The 18,139-nt window shown below is 68.6% G+C and carries 17 protein-coding genes; 10 read left to right on the forward strand and 7 right to left on the reverse strand.

All coding sequences use genetic code 11. The features are described from left to right. Window positions 1-19 precede the first annotated feature (19 nt). Window positions 20-532 (forward strand): single-stranded DNA-binding protein, encoded by a 513-nt coding sequence (gene ssb / locus AC07OA_RS08850; protein ID WP_494663423.1) that lies wholly within the window; start codon window positions 20-22, stop codon window positions 530-532. Window positions 533-620: 88 nt separating this feature from the next. On the opposite strand, the gene AC07OA_RS08855 is transcribed toward ssb, so the two are convergent. Both AC07OA_RS08855 and AC07OA_RS08860 read right to left on the reverse strand, forming a co-directional pair. Continuing rightward, the gene (locus tag AC07OA_RS08855) at window positions 621-1,577 is read right to left on the reverse strand and encodes a DUF4198 domain-containing protein (protein ID WP_494663424.1); all 957 of its coding nucleotides are present in this window, start codon (window positions 1,575-1,577) and stop codon (window positions 621-623) included. Between the two features lie 17 nt (window positions 1,578-1,594). Next, the gene (locus tag AC07OA_RS08860) at window positions 1,595-2,122 is read right to left on the reverse strand and encodes a DUF2271 domain-containing protein (protein WP_494663425.1); all 528 of its coding nucleotides are present in this window, start codon (window positions 2,120-2,122) and stop codon (window positions 1,595-1,597) included. Between the two features lie 409 nt (window positions 2,123-2,531). Here AC07OA_RS08860 and AC07OA_RS08865 point away from each other — a divergent pair, with 409 nt between their 5' ends. The 3 genes from AC07OA_RS08865 (at window position 2,532) to AC07OA_RS08875 (ending at window position 6,728) form a co-directional block, all read left to right on the forward strand. Then, window positions 2,532-4,736 carry a catecholate siderophore receptor Fiu gene (locus tag AC07OA_RS08865; RefSeq protein WP_494663426.1) on the forward strand — a complete coding sequence of 735 codons (2,205 nt, stop codon included), beginning with the start codon at window positions 2,532-2,534 and terminating at the stop codon, window positions 4,734-4,736. 72 nt (window positions 4,737-4,808) lie between these two features. Next, complete coding sequence (locus AC07OA_RS08870) at window positions 4,809-5,486, forward strand: Fe2+-dependent dioxygenase (RefSeq protein WP_494663427.1); 678 nt, start codon at window positions 4,809-4,811, stop codon at window positions 5,484-5,486. Window positions 5,487-5,657: 171 nt separating this feature from the next. Next, a complete protein-coding gene (locus AC07OA_RS08875) occupies window positions 5,658-6,728 on the forward strand; it encodes a fatty acid desaturase family protein (protein ID WP_494663428.1) in 1,071 nt (356 codons plus the stop codon). Here the strand turns inward: AC07OA_RS08875 and AC07OA_RS08880 are convergent. Next, window positions 6,660-7,451 (reverse strand): DoxX-related protein, encoded by a 792-nt coding sequence (locus tag AC07OA_RS08880; RefSeq protein WP_494663429.1) that lies wholly within the window; start codon window positions 7,449-7,451, stop codon window positions 6,660-6,662. The two genes, AC07OA_RS08875 and AC07OA_RS08880, sit on opposite strands and share 69 nt — an antisense overlap. A 120-nt stretch (window positions 7,452-7,571) precedes the next feature. Here AC07OA_RS08880 and AC07OA_RS08885 point away from each other — a divergent pair, with 120 nt between their 5' ends. Both AC07OA_RS08885 and AC07OA_RS08890 read left to right on the forward strand, forming a co-directional pair. Then, on the forward strand, window positions 7,572-8,384 hold the full coding sequence (locus AC07OA_RS08885) for a helix-turn-helix transcriptional regulator (RefSeq protein ID WP_494663430.1): 813 nt from the start codon (window positions 7,572-7,574) through the stop codon (window positions 8,382-8,384). Between the two features lie 118 nt (window positions 8,385-8,502). Continuing rightward, on the forward strand, window positions 8,503-8,916 hold the full coding sequence (locus AC07OA_RS08890; protein WP_494663431.1) for a DUF2314 domain-containing protein: 414 nt from the start codon (window positions 8,503-8,505) through the stop codon (window positions 8,914-8,916). A gap of 6 nt (window positions 8,917-8,922) precedes the next feature. On the opposite strand, the gene AC07OA_RS08895 is transcribed toward AC07OA_RS08890, so the two are convergent. Genes AC07OA_RS08895 through bioF form a run of 3 tightly spaced genes read right to left on the reverse strand, consistent with a single transcriptional unit; the run spans window position 8,923 to window position 11,656 of the window. Beyond that, window positions 8,923-9,831, reverse strand: a complete 909-nt coding sequence (locus tag AC07OA_RS08895; protein ID WP_494663432.1) for a Gfo/Idh/MocA family protein — start codon at window positions 9,829-9,831, stop codon at window positions 8,923-8,925. Beyond that, window positions 9,828-10,502 carry a dethiobiotin synthase gene (gene bioD / locus AC07OA_RS08900; RefSeq protein WP_494663433.1) on the reverse strand — a complete coding sequence of 225 codons (675 nt, stop codon included), beginning with the start codon at window positions 10,500-10,502 and terminating at the stop codon, window positions 9,828-9,830. Before bioD ends, AC07OA_RS08895 begins: the two co-directional genes overlap by 4 nt. Further along, window positions 10,502-11,656, reverse strand: coding sequence for an 8-amino-7-oxononanoate synthase (gene bioF, locus AC07OA_RS08905; RefSeq protein ID WP_494663434.1), 1,155 nt, complete (start codon window positions 11,654-11,656; stop codon window positions 10,502-10,504). The genes bioD and bioF overlap by 1 nt, the downstream gene beginning before the upstream one ends. A gap of 74 nt (window positions 11,657-11,730) precedes the next feature. On the opposite strand from bioF, the gene AC07OA_RS08910 reads away from it, so the two are divergent. From AC07OA_RS08910 to AC07OA_RS08920, 3 genes are read left to right on the forward strand one after another with little or no spacing between them, the layout of a single operon-like run. Continuing rightward, on the forward strand, window positions 11,731-13,023 hold the full coding sequence (locus AC07OA_RS08910; protein ID WP_494663435.1) for an adenosylmethionine--8-amino-7-oxononanoate transaminase: 1,293 nt from the start codon (window positions 11,731-11,733) through the stop codon (window positions 13,021-13,023). Between the two features lie 13 nt (window positions 13,024-13,036). Further along, window positions 13,037-13,933 carry a DMT family transporter gene (locus AC07OA_RS08915; RefSeq protein ID WP_494663436.1) on the forward strand — a complete coding sequence of 299 codons (897 nt, stop codon included), beginning with the start codon at window positions 13,037-13,039 and terminating at the stop codon, window positions 13,931-13,933. Between the two features lie 49 nt (window positions 13,934-13,982). After that, entirely contained in the window at window positions 13,983-14,663 is a 681-nt protein-coding gene (locus AC07OA_RS08920) for an alpha/beta fold hydrolase (RefSeq protein WP_494663437.1), read from the forward strand. Window positions 14,664-14,682: 19 nt separating this feature from the next. Here the strand turns inward: AC07OA_RS08920 and sodC are convergent, their stop codons facing one another. Then, window positions 14,683-15,192 carry a superoxide dismutase[Cu-Zn] gene (gene sodC / locus AC07OA_RS08925; RefSeq protein ID WP_494663438.1) on the reverse strand — a complete coding sequence of 170 codons (510 nt, stop codon included), beginning with the start codon at window positions 15,190-15,192 and terminating at the stop codon, window positions 14,683-14,685. Between the two features lie 135 nt (window positions 15,193-15,327). Here sodC and gyrA point away from each other — a divergent pair, with 135 nt between their 5' ends. Then, window positions 15,328-18,093 (forward strand): DNA gyrase subunit A, encoded by a 2,766-nt coding sequence (gene gyrA / locus AC07OA_RS08930; protein ID WP_494663439.1) that lies wholly within the window; start codon window positions 15,328-15,330, stop codon window positions 18,091-18,093. Window positions 18,094-18,139: the final 46 nt, after the last annotated feature.

The raw sequence follows: 18,139 nt of genomic DNA on the forward strand, positions 1-18,139 counted from the left end.
TGAACAGGAAACTTCCCCCATGGCGGGCAGCGTCAACAAGGTCATTCTCGTCGGCAACCTCGGAGCCGATCCCGAAATCCGCTCGCTGGGCTCGGGCGACCGCGTCGCCAACCTGCGCATCGCCACCTCGGAAAGCTGGCGCGACCGCACTTCGGGCGAGCGCAAGGAAAAGACCGAGTGGCACCGCGTGGTGATCTTCAACGACAACCTGGTGAAGGTGGCCGAGAGCTATCTGCGCAAGGGCTCGACCGTCTACATCGAGGGCTCGATCCAGACCCGCAAATGGACCGACCAGTCGGGCCAGGAAAAGTATTCCACCGAGATCGTCCTGCAGAAGTTCCGCGGTGAACTGACCATGCTGGGCGGCCGTGGCGACGGCGCTGGCGCTTCGTCGGGCGGCGGCTATGACGAGGGCTATTCGGGCGGCGGCGGCGGTGGCGGCGGCAACTACGGCGGCGGCGCGCCCCGCAGCCAGCCCAGCGGTCCGCGCGAGAGCTTCTCAGCCGACCTGGACGACGAAATCCCGTTCTAGAGCCGAACAAGGTTCGGAGCCTGAAAGCAAAACGGCCGGTTCCTCGGGAACCGGCCGTTTCTTGTATGGGCTGTTGGCCGTGGGGCGCTTACGGACGCAGGGCTTCGAGCGTGGCCGTGTAGCTGGCGCTCATGCCGTTGCCGGCCAGGGGCGTGGCCGGGCCGCCGGGCGCGCCGCCGCCGGGACCGCCGGGGCCGCCCATGCCCGGACCGCCCGGACCGCCGGGACCGCCGGGGCCGCCAGGACCGCCCGGGCCGCCCGGGCCGCCGCCTTCGCCGCCGCCGCGACGGCCGGTCTCGCCGGTCCGCACCGTGGCGTTCATCCAGTACATGCCCGCGTCCGGGAAGGTCACCTTGAAGGCCCCGTCGGCGCCGGTCTTGACCTTGAAGTCACCCGGCGCGGCGCGGTAGCGCGAGCCGCCCGGCGCGAAGGTCACTTCCAGGTCGGCGGCGGGCTTGCCGTCGAGCAGGAACTTGAAGGTCGCCGCTTCGCCGGCCACCAGGTCGTTGGGGTGGGTCACCGGAACCAGTTCCAGACCCTTGCCGGTGGGCGCGAACACCGTGGTCGTGGGCGCGTCGCGGGTGACGAAGGTCTCGTTGCGGCTGGAGCTCTTGATGGTCTTCAGGTCGGCGGCGTCGGCCGGAACCTGCTTGGCGAAGTCCTCGGCCGAACCGCGGAACCGCTTGACCTCGCCGTTCTGCGTCCAGCTGGCCATGATCGTGTTGGAGGCCGTGCCGATCTTGTAGGTGCCCGGCTTGGACAGCTGGACGTCGAAGGTCGAACGGTACTTGCCGGTGGCGGCGTTCTGGATCTTCTCGATCGAGCCGTCCGGCGCGGTGACGATCACGCCGTCGGTGCGCATGGCGTTATGGTCGGCGTAGAACAGCTCGTTGGAGACCGCCGCGTCGACGCCGACCCAGGCGCTGTCGCCCGCCAGCACGGTGGCGGAGGGCAGCAGCCAGCCGCGGTGGGCGTGGGCCGTCAGGGGCAGGGCCAGGACCATGCCCATGGCCGCCACGGCGAGAAGTCGCTTCTTGAAGGTCATCTGCGGGTCTCTCTTGCTTACTTGACGGCGACGGTGACGGCGCCGACCTCGGTCGAGCCGCTGACGGTGACGGGCTTGCCGGCTTTGCCCCAGGTGAAGGGCACGCGGACGGCTTCCTGACCGCCCACTTCGCGAGCGGCCTCGACCACCAGGTTGTACTGGCCCGGCTTCAGATCCTTCAGCGCGCCCTTGGCGCCGCTGAACACCACCTTCTGCGGGCCGGGCGCGCGGGTCGCGCCGCTGACGCCGTCGGCGGGGAGGGTCATGCTGCGGCCGGCCTTGCGCCACCACTGGCGCATGTCCTTCAGCCACTTGACCCCTTTGTCTTCGCGGGAGTCGAAATCGTACCAGACCGCCAGGGTGCCGGCGGCGGTAGCGTCGGCCGGGTTCTCGATCCAGATCGCCACATAGGGCTTGTGATATTCGGCCACGTTCAGGCGCGGCACTTCGACGGTGACGTCGAGGTCGGCGGCCAGGGCAGGCGTCGCGATGGCCGCGCCGGCGCCGAGGGCCGAGAAGGTCAGGAGAACGGAGGAGGTTTTCACGATGAAGGCCTTCGGACAGAGCGGCGGAACCAAGCTCGGCAACGGAGCGTCGCCTTGGTATTGATAATTATTCTCAGATTCAAGCGGCCGATGATATTTCACGTCGATCCCCGTCTTAACGCCTCGCGCATGAGCGGGGGCAGGGCGCCCCGAGGGGACACGTTGGGGCGACGAATATGTCTCCCGGGTGTCAGTTTCTCTCAAGTTGCGAACAATTCTGAATAGCGCTTGCAATCTGCGGCGACGCAGTTAAGAACGCCTCGCAATTTGAAAAAGCTGGGCCGTGCGGGAGCGCGGCGTTCGGCTTCGTGCAGTGGCGTTTCATTTCCTGACGCGGGGGTAACTCATGAATAGCGATCGTAAAGGCGGGATCCGGAGCATTAAGCGGTCGGTCCAACTGTCGATGGGCGTGGCGCTTGCCGCCGTCAGCGCCCATCACGTGGCGGCCCAGGAGACCAACTCCGTGGATTCGGTGACGGTCAACGGCAAGCGGGACACGGTCCAGTCGACTAAGTTCACCCAGAAGCTGATCGACACGCCTCAGACGATCCAGGTGATCTCCAAGGACCTGTTCAACCAGCAGGGCGCGACCTCGCTGTCCGAGGCGCTGCGCAACAGCCCCGGCGTGGGGACGTTCAGCGTCGGCGAGAACGGCAACACCCGGACCGGCGACGCCATCTTCATGCGTGGCTTCGACACCTCCAGCAACATCTACGTCGACGGCGCCCGCGATCTCGGCTCGATCTCTCGCGACATCTTCAACACCGAACAGGTTGAGGTCCAAAAGGGACCGGCCGGGACCGATAACGGTCGCGGCGCCCCGTCGGGCTCGATCAACATGGTCAGCAAGCAGGCCGGCGGCGTGGACGCCATCTCGGGCCTCGCCTCGTTCGGCGTTGATGGTCAGAAGCGCGTGACCGCCGACATGAACCAGGCGCTGGACGCCATTCCCAACGCCGCCTTCCGCCTCAACGTCCTGTGGCAGGACAGCGACGTGCCGGGCCGCGATCACGTCAACAACAAGCGCTTCGGTATCGCGCCCTCGCTGGGCCTGGGTGTCGGCACCGCGACGCGTGCCTGGGCCAACCTGCTCTATGTGAAGCAGGACAACATCCCGGACGGCGGCGTGTCCATCGTCGGCGTGCCGGGCTGGCGGCCGATCGGCACCGCCGCGGGCCTGACCTATTTCGTCGATAACCCGGTGTCGACGTCCAACTTCTACGGCACGCACGTCGACCACGACGACGTGGAAGCCTATATGGGCACGCTGCGCTTCGAGCACGACTTCTCCGACACGCTGAAGCTCACCAACGTCGCGCGCTACGGCAAGACGACGCAGGACTACATGATCACCTCGTTCATGCAGCCGGTGACCAACGGCTCGACCGATCCGTCGAACTACACGGTGGCGCGCACCAGCAACCGTCAGGACAGCGAAAACGAGATCTGGACCGATCAGCTCAGCCTGCGCGCCGACTTCGCCACGGGCGTGGTCACGCACAACCTGGTCGCGGGCGTCGAGTTCATTCGCGAGCGCCAGATCAACTACAACAACCTGACGGCCGGAACGCGGCCCGTCGCCAACCTGCTGAACCCCAACTGGAACGACACCGATCCGTTCGTCGTGTACCGCAACGGCCAGGCTCCGGTCCTGAACCGCGGGCAGACCGACACCCAGGCCTTCTACCTGTTCGACACCGCCAAGTTCTTCGACGGCAAGGTGCTGGTGACCGGCGGCATCCGGTTCGACCACTACAAGACCACCTACTGGGCGGTGGCCGCGTGCAACAACACCACGCTCTCGTGCGGCACGCTGCCGGTCGGTAACTTCGTCACCTCGACGGATCTCTCCACCAAGGACACCCTGTTCAACTGGAAGCTCGGCACGGTCTACAAGCCGGCTGAAAACCTGAGCTTCTACGCCAACTACGCCATTTCCCAGCAGCCTCCGGGCGGCTCGGCCTTCACGCTCACCTCCACCGCCGGCGCCAACAGCACCAGCTTCGACCCGCAGGTGGCCAAGACCAGCGAAGCGGGCGTGAAGTGGGCCACGCTGGGCCAGCGCCTGACCCTGAACGCCGCTATCTTCAAGACGGTCAACGAAAACGAGTCCTTCGCCGACCCGCTTGATCCCACCGATCTGCAGGCGGGCGAGCGGCGCGTGAAGGGCGTCGAGCTGTCGGCCGCGGGGTCGATCACCGACGCGTGGACGATCTCGGCCGGCTATACCCACCTGGACGCCAACATCATCGTCGGCAACACCACCACCGCCGATGGGACGTCGAGCCTGATCTACACGCCCGGCGATTCCGCCACGCTGTGGACCGTCTACACCTTGCCCTTCGGCCTCGAGCTCGGTGGCGGCGCTCGCTACAACGCCGGTCTGCACAAGCAGAACGACGGCGCGGACGCCAACGGCACGCCGGCCACGACCAAGGGCTATACGGTGATCGACGCGACCCTGGCCTATCCGCTGACCAAGAACGTGCGGCTGCGGATGAACGCCACGAACCTGTTCGACAAAGAGTACATCGCGTCGATCAACAAGAGCGGCTACCGCTACAACCCCGGACAACCCCGGACGGTCATGTTCACGGCCGACGTTCGCTTCTGATCTCAATCAAAGCTAAGTGGATGTGGCGGGGGCTAGTCTCCCGCCACATCTGTTTCGGCGTTGGAAAACGACATGTTGCTGCATATCCCCCAGGTGCTCACGGCGCAGGAGGTGGCGGAGTTTCGCCGCAGGCTGGACGCCGCCGACTGGACGGACGGCCGGGAAACGGTCGGGTCCCTGGGAGCCAAGGTCAAACGCAACGAACAGCTGCCCGACGCTTCGCCGCTGAAAGACGAGCTGGGGCGGGCCCTTCTCACGGCGCTGCGGCTCAATCCGCTGTTCTTTCCCGCGGCGCTTCCGCACAAGATCCTTCCGCCGCGCTTCAACCGCTATTCGGGCGGCGGCGAATACGGCTTTCACATCGACGGCGCGGTGATGGGCTTCGGCGACGGAGACCAGATGCGTTCGGACGTATCCTGCACCGTGTTCCTCAACGACCCGGACGATTACGACGGCGGCGGGCTGATCATCAGCGACACCTATGGCGAGCACGAGGTGCTGCTGCCGGCCGGCGACGCCATCCTCTATCCTTCGAGCAGCCTGCACCGCGTGACGCCCGTGACGCGCGGCGCGCGGCTGGCGTCCTTCTTCTGGGTGCAGAGCCTGGTGCGGGACGACGGCCGACGCCGGATGCTGTTCGATCTCGACGCCTCCATCCAGCGTCTGACCGCCACCAACGCCGATGCCGACGCCGTCCTGCAGCTGACCAATATCTATCACAACCTCCTGAGAAGCTGGGCGGAGACCTAGGGCGAAGGCGGGCTTTCTTGATCTGCGACAATGGCCGGCGTTTCGACGTCGGCCATTTTGCTTTATGGGCCTGGGATGTGATTTTCGTCCGTTCACCGCGCGCGCGGATTGAAATTCGAAGGTCGCGGCGCCAAGTCGGGGCGCTTGAAGGCGAGTGGGCGTGAGGATCAGGTGGCAGCAACCGTGAAGGACGAGGGGAGCTTTCTCCGCCAGGCGCATGGCCTGACGGTGGACCTGTCGACGCCCAGCCCCGCGATCTACTGGACCGATCTCCTGCTGACGGCGGCGCTCGCCTGGGGCGGCCTGGCGGTCACGGCGACGACGCACAGCCTGCCGGTGGCCCTCGCGGCCGGGCTGGTGGGCCTGCTGGCGCTCTATCGCGGCCTCAGCTTCATCCACGAGATCAGCCATCTGCGACCCAAGGACGTGCCTGGCTTCCGCCTGGGCTGGAACCTGCTGGTCGGCGTGCCGCTGATGACGCCATCGATGATGTACGAGGGCGTCCACACCCTGCACCACGCCAAGCAGCGCTTCGGCACGGCCCGCGATCCAGAATACCTGCCGCTGGAGCGCTATTCGCCGTTCAAGCTGGCCCTGTTCGCGGCGATCTCGCTGCTGGCCCCGCTGGGCGTGATCCTGCGCTCGGGAATCCTGACGCCGCTGTCGTTCGTGCTGCCCGGCGTGCGCCGCTTCGTGCGCACCAAGCTGTCGGCCCTGGTGATCAATCCGGACTTCGTGCGCGAGGACAACGACAAGATCCGTCCCGACTGGCTGGCCCAGGAAGTGGCCTGCTGGCTGTGGTGCTGGGGCGTGGCCGCCGCCACGGTCGCCGGCTTCGTGCCGGTGCGCGTGGTGCTGACCTGGTTCGCCCTGTTCTCGCTGGCGACGTTCGTGAACCAGCTGCGCACCCTGGTGGCCCACTACTGGCACAACGACGGCGAGCAGATGAGCTTCGAGGCGCAGTTCCTGGACTCGGTCAACGTGCCGCCGCCGGCCGTGCTGCCGTTCCTGTGGGCGCCGGTCGGTCTGCGCTATCACGCCCTGCACCACCTGCTGCCGCGCCTGCCGTACCACAACCTGGGCAAGGCCCACGCCCGCCTGTCGGCCAAGCTGGCGGAGAGCTCGCCCTATCACCGGGTGGAGGAGACGGGGCTGTTCTCGGCCCTGGCCAAGCTATTCCGCCGCGCGGGCGTCGCCGCTCCCGTGGTCGAGGCCGATCCGGTCGAACGCCAGAGCGCGTGACGGCGGCGCGGGCAGCGCCGTCCTCAGGGCCCAGGCCGCCCCGGTGATCGCCGTCGCCACCGCCAACATCGTCCATTCCAGCTGGCTGTCCGGCGCGGCCATCACGCGCGGGATGTGCAGCATGACGACGAAACAGCCCATCATCGTCGCCAGCAGGGTCGCCGCCAGGCGGGGGACCACGCCCAGCAGGATCGCCAGCCCCGCCGCCAGATGGCAGGCGCCGGTGGCGTAGGCCCAGAACAGCGGCTGGGGGATCCAGCCCGGCACCATCTTGGCCGTGAAGGCGGCATAGGCGAAGTGGCTGAGGCCGAACACCAGCGGGCACAGGCCGTACAGCAGCCGGACGGACAGGCTCAGCCGTGGGCTCGGCGCCGCGGCCATCGTGGCGAACAGCGCCAGGCCCCCGACTGACAACGACAGAGTCTCGGCCACGCCCAGCCACGCGCCGACGCTGGCGGGCTCGGCCAGGACGGCCGGGCCGTGCAGAGCCACCCAGCCGACATAGGCCACCGACAGGCCCGCCGCCGCCGGCCGCGCCGTGCGTCGCCACAGCACCGCCAGGCCCAGCACCAGCATGGACGCGGCGCTGAACAGGGCCAGGGCGTGATGGGCCGGCAGGTCCTTGGGGACCGGCTGCCATTGCAGGGCGAAGTCGGCGAAGGTCAGGCCCACCAGGCCCAGCATGATCGCCCCCAGACCATAGATCGCGCCGTCGCGGTTCATGAACCCTCCTGTCTCATGGAGGGCGAGCGTGGCGTGGGGGCGGCGGTCTGGCTTGGGGTTTGTTGCTTCCGACGGCGAGCGGGGGTCTACTTCGCGCCTTAGCTGGATGGAGGCGCGTGCGTGTTCCGAGTCGAGATCGACGGTCCCGCCTTGCCCGCCCGGGCGCCGCTGTACGGCGCGGGCGAGGCGCGCTGCGCCACCCGTGCGCCCATGGCCGTCGAGAAATGCTACGCCGGGCCGGTGATCGGGGTCGTGGTGGACGGGTCCTTCGACTATCGCGCCCGCCAGGGACGGACCCGCGCCACGCCCGGCGCGATCCTGCTGGGCAACGCTGGCGAGACCTTCGAGTGCCGCCACCTGGACGCCGACGGCAATCGCCGCGCGATCATCGCCCTGCATCCGGCGCTGCTGGCCGAGGTGGCCAACGACTGCGGCCTGGACGACGCCGACTTCGCCGTCTGCGCCCTGGCCCCGTCGCGCGAAGCCGCGCCGCTGTACGGGGCCGTGCGCCGCGCGGCCGGCGGCCTGGCCCTGCACGACGAGGCGGTGATCGACCTGGCCAGCCAGGCCCTGACCCTGGGCCGCCGCGCCAGCCAGGTCCCGCCGACGGCGGCCGAGCGGCGGCGGATCCTCGACGTGGTCCGACACCTGGACACCGCCTATTCCGAACCCTGCGGCCTGGACGATCTGGCGGCCATGGGCCAGGTCAGCCGCTTTCACTTCATCCGGCTGTTCCGCGCTGTGACCGGCGAGAGCCCGCGCCAGTACCTGATCGGCGCCCGCCTGCGCGCCGCCGCCGACCGCCTGACAGACACTGCCGAACCCGTCACCCACATCGCCTTCGACATCGGCTTCAACGACATCTCGCACTTCAACGCCACGTTCCGGCGGGCGTTCGGCCTATCGCCGACGGCTTGGCGGAAGACGGCCTAGTTATTGGGCCGAGCACGCTTGGGTATCGTTTCATCGCTTCGCGGGATGTGATCGCATGTGGCCTTTTCGAAAACGAGCAGCACCGGCGATCTCGTGGTTCAGCGGTGAGAGCGCGGAGATGAACGCCGCCATCGCCGAAGCCCAGGCGGGTCTTCAGCGGTTCAAGGCGGCGGTCGCTGGAGAAGGCGGCGGCCCGGCGATCGAGGTCGCGCTGATCAAATATGGCTTCGCGGCCAAGGCCAAGGCCAAGGGCGCGGAGGTGGAGCACGTCTTCCTTGGGGATGTTCATGCCAAGGACGGCGTGCTGTGGGGCGTGGTCAATGCGGACCCGGTCTATACCGACGAAGTGTCGGAGGGCGACACGGTCATGATCGAGGACGCCCGTGTCTCCGACTGGCTCTACGTCATCGATGGCAGGGGCGTCGGCGGCTTCACGTTCAAGCTGATGTGGAAGACGTTCTCGCCACAGGAAAAGGCCGCCTACGGCGCCCAGCCTCCTTTCGTGTGGCTGGCGCACCAGCTTTCCGACTAGGGGCGTCTAGTCGCTCAACTCGCTCACCACCCTCTCGCACAGCCGATGGGTCTCCAGCGCGTCCAGCGCCGACAGCCGCCGCCCTTCGCGCACCGCGTCCAGGAACGTGTCGCACATCGCCTCGAAGCCGCGCTGGCGGCCGACCGAAGTCCAGTTGCCGCGCCGGGTCATGGCTTCCGTCGCGCCCTGGTCGACGACCTGGTCGATGTCGATGACCTTGCGTTTGCGGCCATCGCCGGAGACCTCCAGGACCTCCTCGCTGGCTCCGCTGACCCGGTTCATGATCCCGATGGCGTCGCGGCCGGCGCCCGACAGCGACAGCGCCACATGCTCCATCCGCCCGTCGCGGACTCGGCCGCGCACGATGGCGTCGTTCGCGCCAGGGGCCAGGAAGCGCAGGGTGTCGACCACGTGGATGTAGTCGTCGAACACCGCCCGGCGCACATCGTCCAGCGGGCCGGGACGGTTCTTCTGCAGCAGCGCCAAGGGCAGGTTCAGGGCGGCGGCGTCGCGATAGGCCGGGGCGTAGCGACGGTTGAAGCCGACCATCAGGGAGACGCCGCGCGTCTCGGCCAGATCGACAAGGGCCGCACTCTCGTCGGCGGTGTCGGCGATGGGCTTGTCGACCAGGGTCGGCACGCCGGCCTCCAGCAGGCGGCGCACGATGTCCGGATGGGCCGAGGTCGCCGCGTGGACGAAGGCGCCGTCCAGCCCCTCCGCCAAGGCGGCGTCGAGGTCGGCGTGCAGCCGCTCCACCCGCCAGGCCGCGCCCAGTTCGGCCAAGGCCGTGGCGTTCCGGGTGACGAAGGTCAGCTGGATATCCGCGCGCGGGCCGAGAACGGGCAGGTAGGCCTTCCGGGCGATGTCGCCCAGCCCGATCGTCGCGATGCGGAGAGGGGCGATGCGCAGGGTCATGGGGCGCGGAGGTCCGTCAGCAGGTGGTCGGCGAGATCGCCAGCGTCCCAGGATTCCCCACGCGGTGCGAGGAACAGCGGCGCGCCGTCAAGGAAGGGCTTCAAGACGTCGGCCGTCTGGAGCAGATCGGGCGCGTCGAGACTCTCGCTCATCACCACGGCCGCGACCCGGGCCTTGGCGGCGCGCAGGGCGACGAGGGCGGTCAGGACGTGGCTGATCGTGCCGAGATAAGAACCCGCCACCAGCAGCACCGGCGCGCCCAAGGCGGCGATCATGTCGAGATTGGTGTCGGTGTCGGTCAGGGGCGACATCACCCCGCCGGCGCCTTCGACCAGTAGCAGGCCGTCGCGCAGCTCGGCCGTGCGGGCCACCGCGTCGATGACCAGGTCATCGAGGATCAGGGTGTCGCCCTCCAGCCGCGCGGCGATGTTGGGCGACAGGGGCGCGAGGTAGCGGCGCGGGGCGATGCGGAACACGCCGCCGGGATCGCCCAGGGCCGCCGCCAGCCGGGCCGGGTCGCTGGCCGCCGCGTCCTTGGGATCGAAGCCGCTGACCACGGGCTTGAAGGCGTCGACGGCCGCGCCCTTGGCCTTCAGGGCGCGGATCAGGGCGCAGCTGACATAGGTCTTGCCGATGTCGGTGCCCGTGCCGGTGACGAACAGAGCGGGCATCAGGCTTGTGCCTTGACGTAGGGCTTCACCAGTTCGGCCAGCCGGGCGATCTCGGTGTCAGGATGGTCGGCGCTGAAGGCGATGCGCAGGCGAGCCATGCCGGCGGGCACGGTGGGCGGGCGGATGGCCACGACCAGGAAGCCCTCGGCCTCCAAGGTTCGCGAGGCGTCCAGGGCGTCCTGGGCCTCGCCGATGATCACCGGCACGATGGGGCTGGCGGCGTCAGGCAGTCCGACCGCGCGGGTGAAGGCGCGGGCCTTGGCCAGGGGCAGGGCGGTCAGGGCCGGATCGGCCTCGATGATGTCGAGCGCGGCGATGGCGGCGGCGGCGGCGGCGGGCGGCAGGCCCGTCGTGTAGACCAGGGTGCGGGCCCGGGTCTTGATCAGGTCGATCACCGCCTGGGAGCCGCAGACATAACCGCCGTACGAACCGAGGGCCTTGGACAGGGTGCCCATCTGGAACGGGATCACGGCCTCGGGGAACAGGGCCGCCGAGCCCTTGCCCTCGGTCAGCACGCCCACGCCATGGGCGTCGTCCGACAGCAGCCAGGCGTCGTTGGCCTCGCAGACCGCCGACAGCCAGTCCAGCGGGGCGATGTCGCCGTCCATCGAGAACACCCCGTCGGTGGCGACGATGGCATGGCGATAGCCGGCGCGATGCTCGGCCAGGAGTTCGGCCAGGTGATCAGTGTCGTTGTGGGCGAAGGGGATGATCCTGGCGCCCGACAGCTGGGCCCCGGCCCAGATGCAGGCATGGGCCAGCTCGTCGACGAAGATGACGTCACCCTTGCCGGCGAAGGTGGGGATGATGCCGGTGTTGGCCAGGTAGCCCGAGCCGAACACGGCGCAGGCCTCGGTCCCCTTCAGCCGAGCCAGCCGACCCTCCAGCTCAGAGAGCAGGGGCGTGTCGCCCGTCACCAGCCGCGAGGCGCCGGAGCCCGCGCCATGGGTCTCGATGGCGGCCTGGGCGGCGGCCTTGACCTTCGGATGCTGCGACAGGCCCAGATAGTCGTTGCAGGAGAAGGACAGCAGCTTGCGGCCGTCGCGCTCGACCACGGCGCCGGCGGTGCGCCGCGTGGGTTTCAGGCGGCGCAGCAGGCTGGCGGCTTCGAGGCGCTGGACCTTGTCGGCCGCGTAGGTGTCGAGACTGTGCATCAAGCTTCCTGTTTGCCCCCGGCAGCGGGAGGGCATAGGCAGTGCGCCCCTGCGAGGCAATGAAGGATCGCTCTATGGCCGATCAGACTCCGCGATGGCTGGCCGAAGGCGCGCCCCATGTCTGGCGGCCCTATTGCCAGATGAAGACCGCCCGGCCGCCGCTGCCGGTGGTTTCCACGCGCGGATCGCGGCTGATTCTGGATGACGGGCGCGAACTGGTGGACGGCCTGGCCTCGTGGTGGACGGCCTGCCATGGCTACAACCATCCTCATATCGCCCAGGCGGTGCGCGAGCAGATGGAGCGCATGCCGCACGTGATGTTCGGCGGCCTGGCGCACGAGCCGGCCTATCGCCTGGCCAAGCGGCTGGCCGACGTCCTGCCCGGCGACCTGAACCACGCCTTCTTCGCCGAGTCCGGTTCGGTGGCGGTCGAGATCGCCATGAAGATGGCGCTGCAGTTCCACATCAATCGCGGCGACAAGGGGCGCACGCGGTTCCTGTCGTTCCGGGGCGGCTATCACGGTGACACCCTGGCGACGATGACGGTCTGCGACCCGGAGGAGGGCATGCACAGCCTGTTCTCCGGCGTCATGCCCAGCCAGGTGATCGCCGACCTGCCGGTGGACGCGGCTTCGGAAGCCGCCCTCGACGCCTTGCTCGCCGAGCGGGGCGGGGAGATCGCCGCCATCCTGACCGAGCCGCTGGTGCAGGGCGCGGGCGGCATGCTGTTCCACGGGCCTGAAGTGCTGCGCGCCCTGCGCCGCCTGGCCGACAAGCACGGCGTGCTGCTGATCTTCGACGAAATCTTCACCGGCTTCGGCCGCACGGGCGAGCTCTTCGCCATGCAGGCGGCGGGGATCGAGCCCGACATCGTCACCCTGTCCAAGGCCCTGACCGGCGGGACTCTGCCGCTGTCGGCGGCCGTGGCCTCGACCAAGGTGTTCGAGGCCTTCTGGTCGGACGACGCCGGGGCGGCCCTGATGCACGGCCCCACCTACATGGGCAACGCTCTGGCCTGCGCGGCCGCCAACGCCTCGCTGGACCTGTTCGAGGACGGCGCCTGGCGGGCGGACGTGGCGCGGGTTTCGGCGGCCTTGGCGCAGGGGCTGGAGCCGGTGCGGACCGCGCCGGGCGTGGTCGACGTGCGGGTGCTGGGCGCCATCGGGGTGGTGGAGTTCGCCCAGCCGGTGGCCGTAGGCGCCCTGTGCGACGCCTTCGCCGCCGAGGGCGCGTGGATCCGGCCGATGGGCAAGACGGTCTATCTGACGCCGTCGTTCACGACGCCGGACGAGGACCTGGAGGTTCTGTTCGGCGCGATCCGCAAGGTGATCGGTGCAGGCGGGGTTGAAGGATCGGGCGGGGTCTGATCCAAGCGGGGCCATGTCTTCCACCTCGCCCCTGACCACCTTGGAACGCCTGGCTATCGCCGCGATCATCCTGGTGTGGGGCCTGAACAACTGCGCGGCCAAGGTGGCGACCTCGCACCTGCCGCCGATCATGGTGGGCGCGCTGCGGTTCGCCCTGGCCCTGGCCTTCCTGTTCCCGTTTCTGAAGCCGCCGTTCCCGTGGTCCAAGCGGCTTGTGGCCATCTGCCTGCTGACCGGGCCGGTGCACTTCGGTCTGATCTATCTGGCGTTCGGCATGGCCCAAGCGCTGAGCCCGCTGGTGGTGGCCAGTCAGCTGTGGATCCCGTTCACGGCCCTGTTCGCCTGGAAGATGCTGGGCGAGAGCATGAAGGCTCCGGCGGTGGCGGGGCTGGTCGTGGCTTTCGTGGGCGTGGCCTGGATGACGCTGGACCCGCACGGCGCCGCCGACCTGCCGGCCATCGTCCTGGCCGTGGTGGCCAGCGCCTGCTGGGCCGTGGCCACGGTGCTGGTGCGCCAGACCCCGGCGCTCAAGCCGTTGAAGCTGCAGGCTATGACGGCCGTGGTCGCCGCGCCGGCCCTGATGGCCATGTCATTCGGCTTCGAGCGCGATGTGGTGGAACGGGTGACGACGGCTCCGTCCATCGCCTGGGCCTGCGTGGGCTTCGCCGGCATCGTCTCGACCATCGGGGCCAGCGCCCTGCTGTTCTGGCTGGTCCAGCGGCGCGAGGCGGGCCGGGTGACGCCCTATTTCCTGCTGACGCCGCTGGTGTCGTGCACCATCGGGGTGCTGTTCATGGGCGACGCCCTGTCGCCGCAACTGGTGATCGGCGCGGCCGCCACCATGGGCGGCGTGGCCCTGGTGGCCCTGACGGCGAAGAAGGCCGCCCCGCCCGAGGGCGAGGCGACCTAGGCGTAGAGAGGCGGACTAGCGGCCGCGAGCGGCTATGCTACCGTCAGGCATGGCGCTTTCATTCGACGACAGTCAGCTTCGGCCAGCGGAGACCCTCTTCATCGCCTTCACGGGCGTGCATCATGGCCTTGGCGGCATACCCTTCGAATTCCATCGCAGCCTGCGCGGCGCGGCCTGCGCCACCCTGTTCGTCAGGGATCCCGACCAGAGTTGGTACCAGTACGACGAGGCCACCGTAGCCGAGCTGACCAGCCTGGTTCGACGTGCGGTCGCCCAGACGGGAGCGTCCCGCGTCGTGACCTTAGGCAATTCGATGGGCGGGTTCGGAGCCTTGCTCTTCGGCGCTCTGTGCGGCGCGCAGGAGGTCGTGGCCTTCGCCGCGCAGACCGCGATCGGTCTCGAGGCGACGGCGGCGCTGGGCGATGGTCGTTGGCGGGACTTTCAGGCGCGGATCACCGCCTATCCATTTCCCGACTTGACGCTGTTGCCGCCACCGGACGCCGTGATGACCCTGGTCTGTGGCGCCGATGACGCTCTGGACCTGCCTCACGCGGCGCATCTGGCGTCGGCCTGGCCGATCCAAATTCGCACAGTCGAAGGCGCTGGGCACGACGTGGCCGCCGTTCTGAGGGAGCGCGATCAGTTGGCGAGCCTGCTGGAAGCGGCGGGCGCCGTGCGAACGGCGCAACCCAGTTCTATGGAAGCCCAGGCGTTCGCCCCGCCGAGTTGAGCGGCGGGGCGAACGAGGTCTACTTCACCACCCCGCACGCCACCCGGGCGCCGGCGCCGCCGATGGGCTGGGTCTTGTAGTCGTCGGGGCTGGCGTGGATGACGATGGACGAGCCGTCGGCGTCCAGCAGGGCGGGGCGGCCGCCCGCGCCGTTCAGCGACACCAGGGGCGAGAAGACCTCGGTCACGGCCGAACCGTCGGCGGCGGCGTAGAGGTTGGGCAGGTCGCCGTTGTCGTTGCCGTCCGGGTTCAGCAGGCCGTGGACCACGCTGGTGGTGGTGTGGACGTGGGCGCCGGCCGACTTGAAGTCCGGCGTCCCGCAGTCGCCCTTCTCGTGGAAGTGCAGGCCGTGCCAGCCCGGCGTCAGGCCTTTGGCCTCGACGCGCAGCAGGACGCCGTGCGGCGCCTCGGTCAGAGTGGCGGTTCCGAGGGTCTTGCCGTCGGCGCCCTTGAGCTCGGCGGTGGCGGCGTGGGCCGTGGAGGCGGCGGCCAGCAGGCCGAAGGACAGGGCAAGGGCGGTCAAACGCATCGGAAACTCCCGGAAAGCCCCCAGGAATCCTAGGGGGACAGTTGGCGGTCAGGGCCGCGAAGGTGGCGTCTTGGCTAGGGGAATGCTAACTGTTTTTGACGGTTCCGTGTTCGATTCTGACGGCGAAAAATTCCCTTGAGCGACGATCAAAACACTATCCCGGGTTCCGCAGGCGGGCCGGGGTCCCGAGGGGACGTTTCCCCCATCAATATCGAGGACGAACTGCGTCGTTCGTATCTCGACTATGCGATGAGCGTGATCGTCAGCCGCGCCCTGCCGGACGCGCGCGACGGCCTGAAACCCGTGCACCGCCGGGTGCTGTTCTCGATGCACGAGCAGGGCCAGACGCCCGAGCGGCCCTATGTGAAGTCGGCCCGCGTGGTCGGTGACGTGATGGGTAAGTACCACCCGCACGGTGACGCCTCGATCTACTTCACCCTGGTCCGCATGACCCAGTCGTTCTCGATGGGCCTGGTGCTGATCGACGGCCAGGGCAACTTCGGTTCGGTGGACGGCGATATGCCCGCCGCCATGCGATACACCGAGTGCCGCATGGCCCCGCCGGCCATGTCGCTGCTGGCCGATCTGGACAAGGACACGGTCGACTTCCAGGACAACTACGACGGCAAGGAGCAGGAACCCGTCGTCCTGCCGTCGCGGATCCCCAACCTGCTGGTCAACGGCGCCGGCGGCATCGCCGTCGGCATGGCCACGAACATCCCGCCCCATAACCTGGGCGAGGTGATCGACGCCTGTCTGCTGCTGATCGACCAGCCGGACGTCACCACCGACCAGCTGCTGGATCTGGTGCCCGGTCCCGACTTCCCGACCGGTGGCGAGATCATCGGCCGCGCGGGTCCGCGCCAGGCGCTGCTGACCGGGCGCGGCTCGGTGATCATGCGGGGCCTGGCCACGGTGGAGGAGATCCGCCAGGGCCGCGAAGCCATCATCATCACGGCCATCCCGTACCAGGTGAACAAGGCCAACCTGGTCGAGTACATCGCCGAGATGGTGCGCGACAAACGCCTGGAAGGCGTGGCCGACATCCGCGACGAGTCCAACCGCGACGGCATGCGCATCGTGGTCGAGCTGAAGCGCGACGCTTCGGGCGAGGTGATCCTCAACCAGCTTTACCGCTTCACCGCGCTGCAAAGCTCGTTCGGCGTCAACATGCTGGCCCTGAACCGGGGGCGTCCCGAGCAGATGGGCCTGCGCCAGCTGATCGAGATCTTCGTGCAGTTCCGCGAAGAGGTCGTGGTCCGGCGCACCAAGTTCGAGCTGGGCAAGGCGCGCGACCGCGGCCACGTGCTGGTCGGTCTGACCATCGCCGTCGCCAATATCGACGAGTTCATCCACATCATCCGCTCGTCCAAGGACCCGACCGAGGCTCGCGAGCGGCTGGTGGCCAAGTCCTGGCCCGCCGGCGACATGCTGCCGCTGGTGGAACTGATCGCCGACCCGCGCACCGTGCAGGAAGACGGCGGCCTGATCCGCCTGACCGACGAGCAGGCCCGCGCCATCCTGGCCCTGACCCTGTCGCGCCTGACCGGCCTGGGCCGCGACGAGATCGGCAACGAAGCCGCCGCTCTGGCCGAGGCCATCCGCGGCTATCTCGACCTGCTGTCGGACCGCGCCAACATCATGGCCGTGGTCCGCGAGGAGCTGGTCGAGGTGCGCGACAAGTTCGCCATCCCGCGCCGCTGCCAGATCGTCGACGGCGACGCCGACGTGGAAGACGAGGACCTGATCGCCCGCGAGGAGATGGTGATCACCGTCACCCTGGGCGGCTACGTCAAGCGCACCCCTCTGGCCGCCTATCGCACCCAGCACCGGGGCGGCAAGGGCAAGGCCGGCATGGCCACCAAGAACGAGGACGCCGTCACCCGCGTGTTCTCGGCCTCGACCCACGCGCCGCTGCTGTTCTTCACCTCGGGCGGCAAGGTCTACAAGATGAAGGTCTGGCGCCTGCCGCTGGGCGTGGCCAACAGCCGGGGCAAGGCGTTCGTCAACCTGCTGCCGATCGAGCCGGGCGAGACGATCACCTCGATCCTGACCCTGCCGGAGGACGAGGCCACCTGGAGCGGCCTGGACGTGATGTTCGCCACCCGCTCGGGCAGCGTGCGTCGCAACAAGCTGTCGGACTTCGTGGACGTGCGCCGCAACGGCAAGATCGCCATGAAGCTGGACGAGGGCGACGGCATCGTCGGCGTGGCCGTCTGCGACAGCCAGAAGGACATCCTGCTCAACACCGCCTCGGGCCGCTGCATCCGCTTCTCGGCCGACGAGGTGCGCGTGTTCGCCAGCCGCGATTCGACCGGCGTGCGAGGCGTTCGCCTGGCCGACGGCGACACCGTCATCTCGATGAGCGTGCTGCGCAACGTCGATGCCACCCCGGCCGAACGCGCCGCCTATCTCAAGCACCAGCGGGCCTTGCTGCGCGCCATGGGCGAAGAGGGCGAAGAAGCCGCCGCGCCGGAAGAGGGCGAAGAGGAGGGCGGCGAGGCCAGCCTGACTCCGGAACGCATCGCCGAACTGGGCGCCGCCGAGGAAACCCTGCTGACCGTGTCGTCGGAAGGCTTCGGCAAGCGCACCAGCGCCTACGATTATCGCCGCACCGGCCGCGGCGGCCAGGGCCTGACGGCCCAGGATCTGAGCAAGCGCGGCGGCAAGCTGGTGGGCTCGTTCCCCGTCGAGGAAGGCGACCAGATTCTGCTGGTCACCGACCAAGGCCAGATGATCCGCGTGCCCGTCTCGCAAATTCGTGTTGCGGCGCGGAATACTCAAGGCGTAACCATCTTCCGCACGGCCGCCGACGAACATGTCGTCAGCGTCGAGCGTCTCGCCGAATCCGGCGGCGACGACAACACGGGCGATGAAAACGAGGCGGACGAGACCTCGTAAGCGACCCACCAAGAAGGGGCAGCGGGCTTAGGCCCGGGTGAGGGAA

Source organism: Caulobacter sp. GW821-FHT09B08, assembly GCF_059418225.1.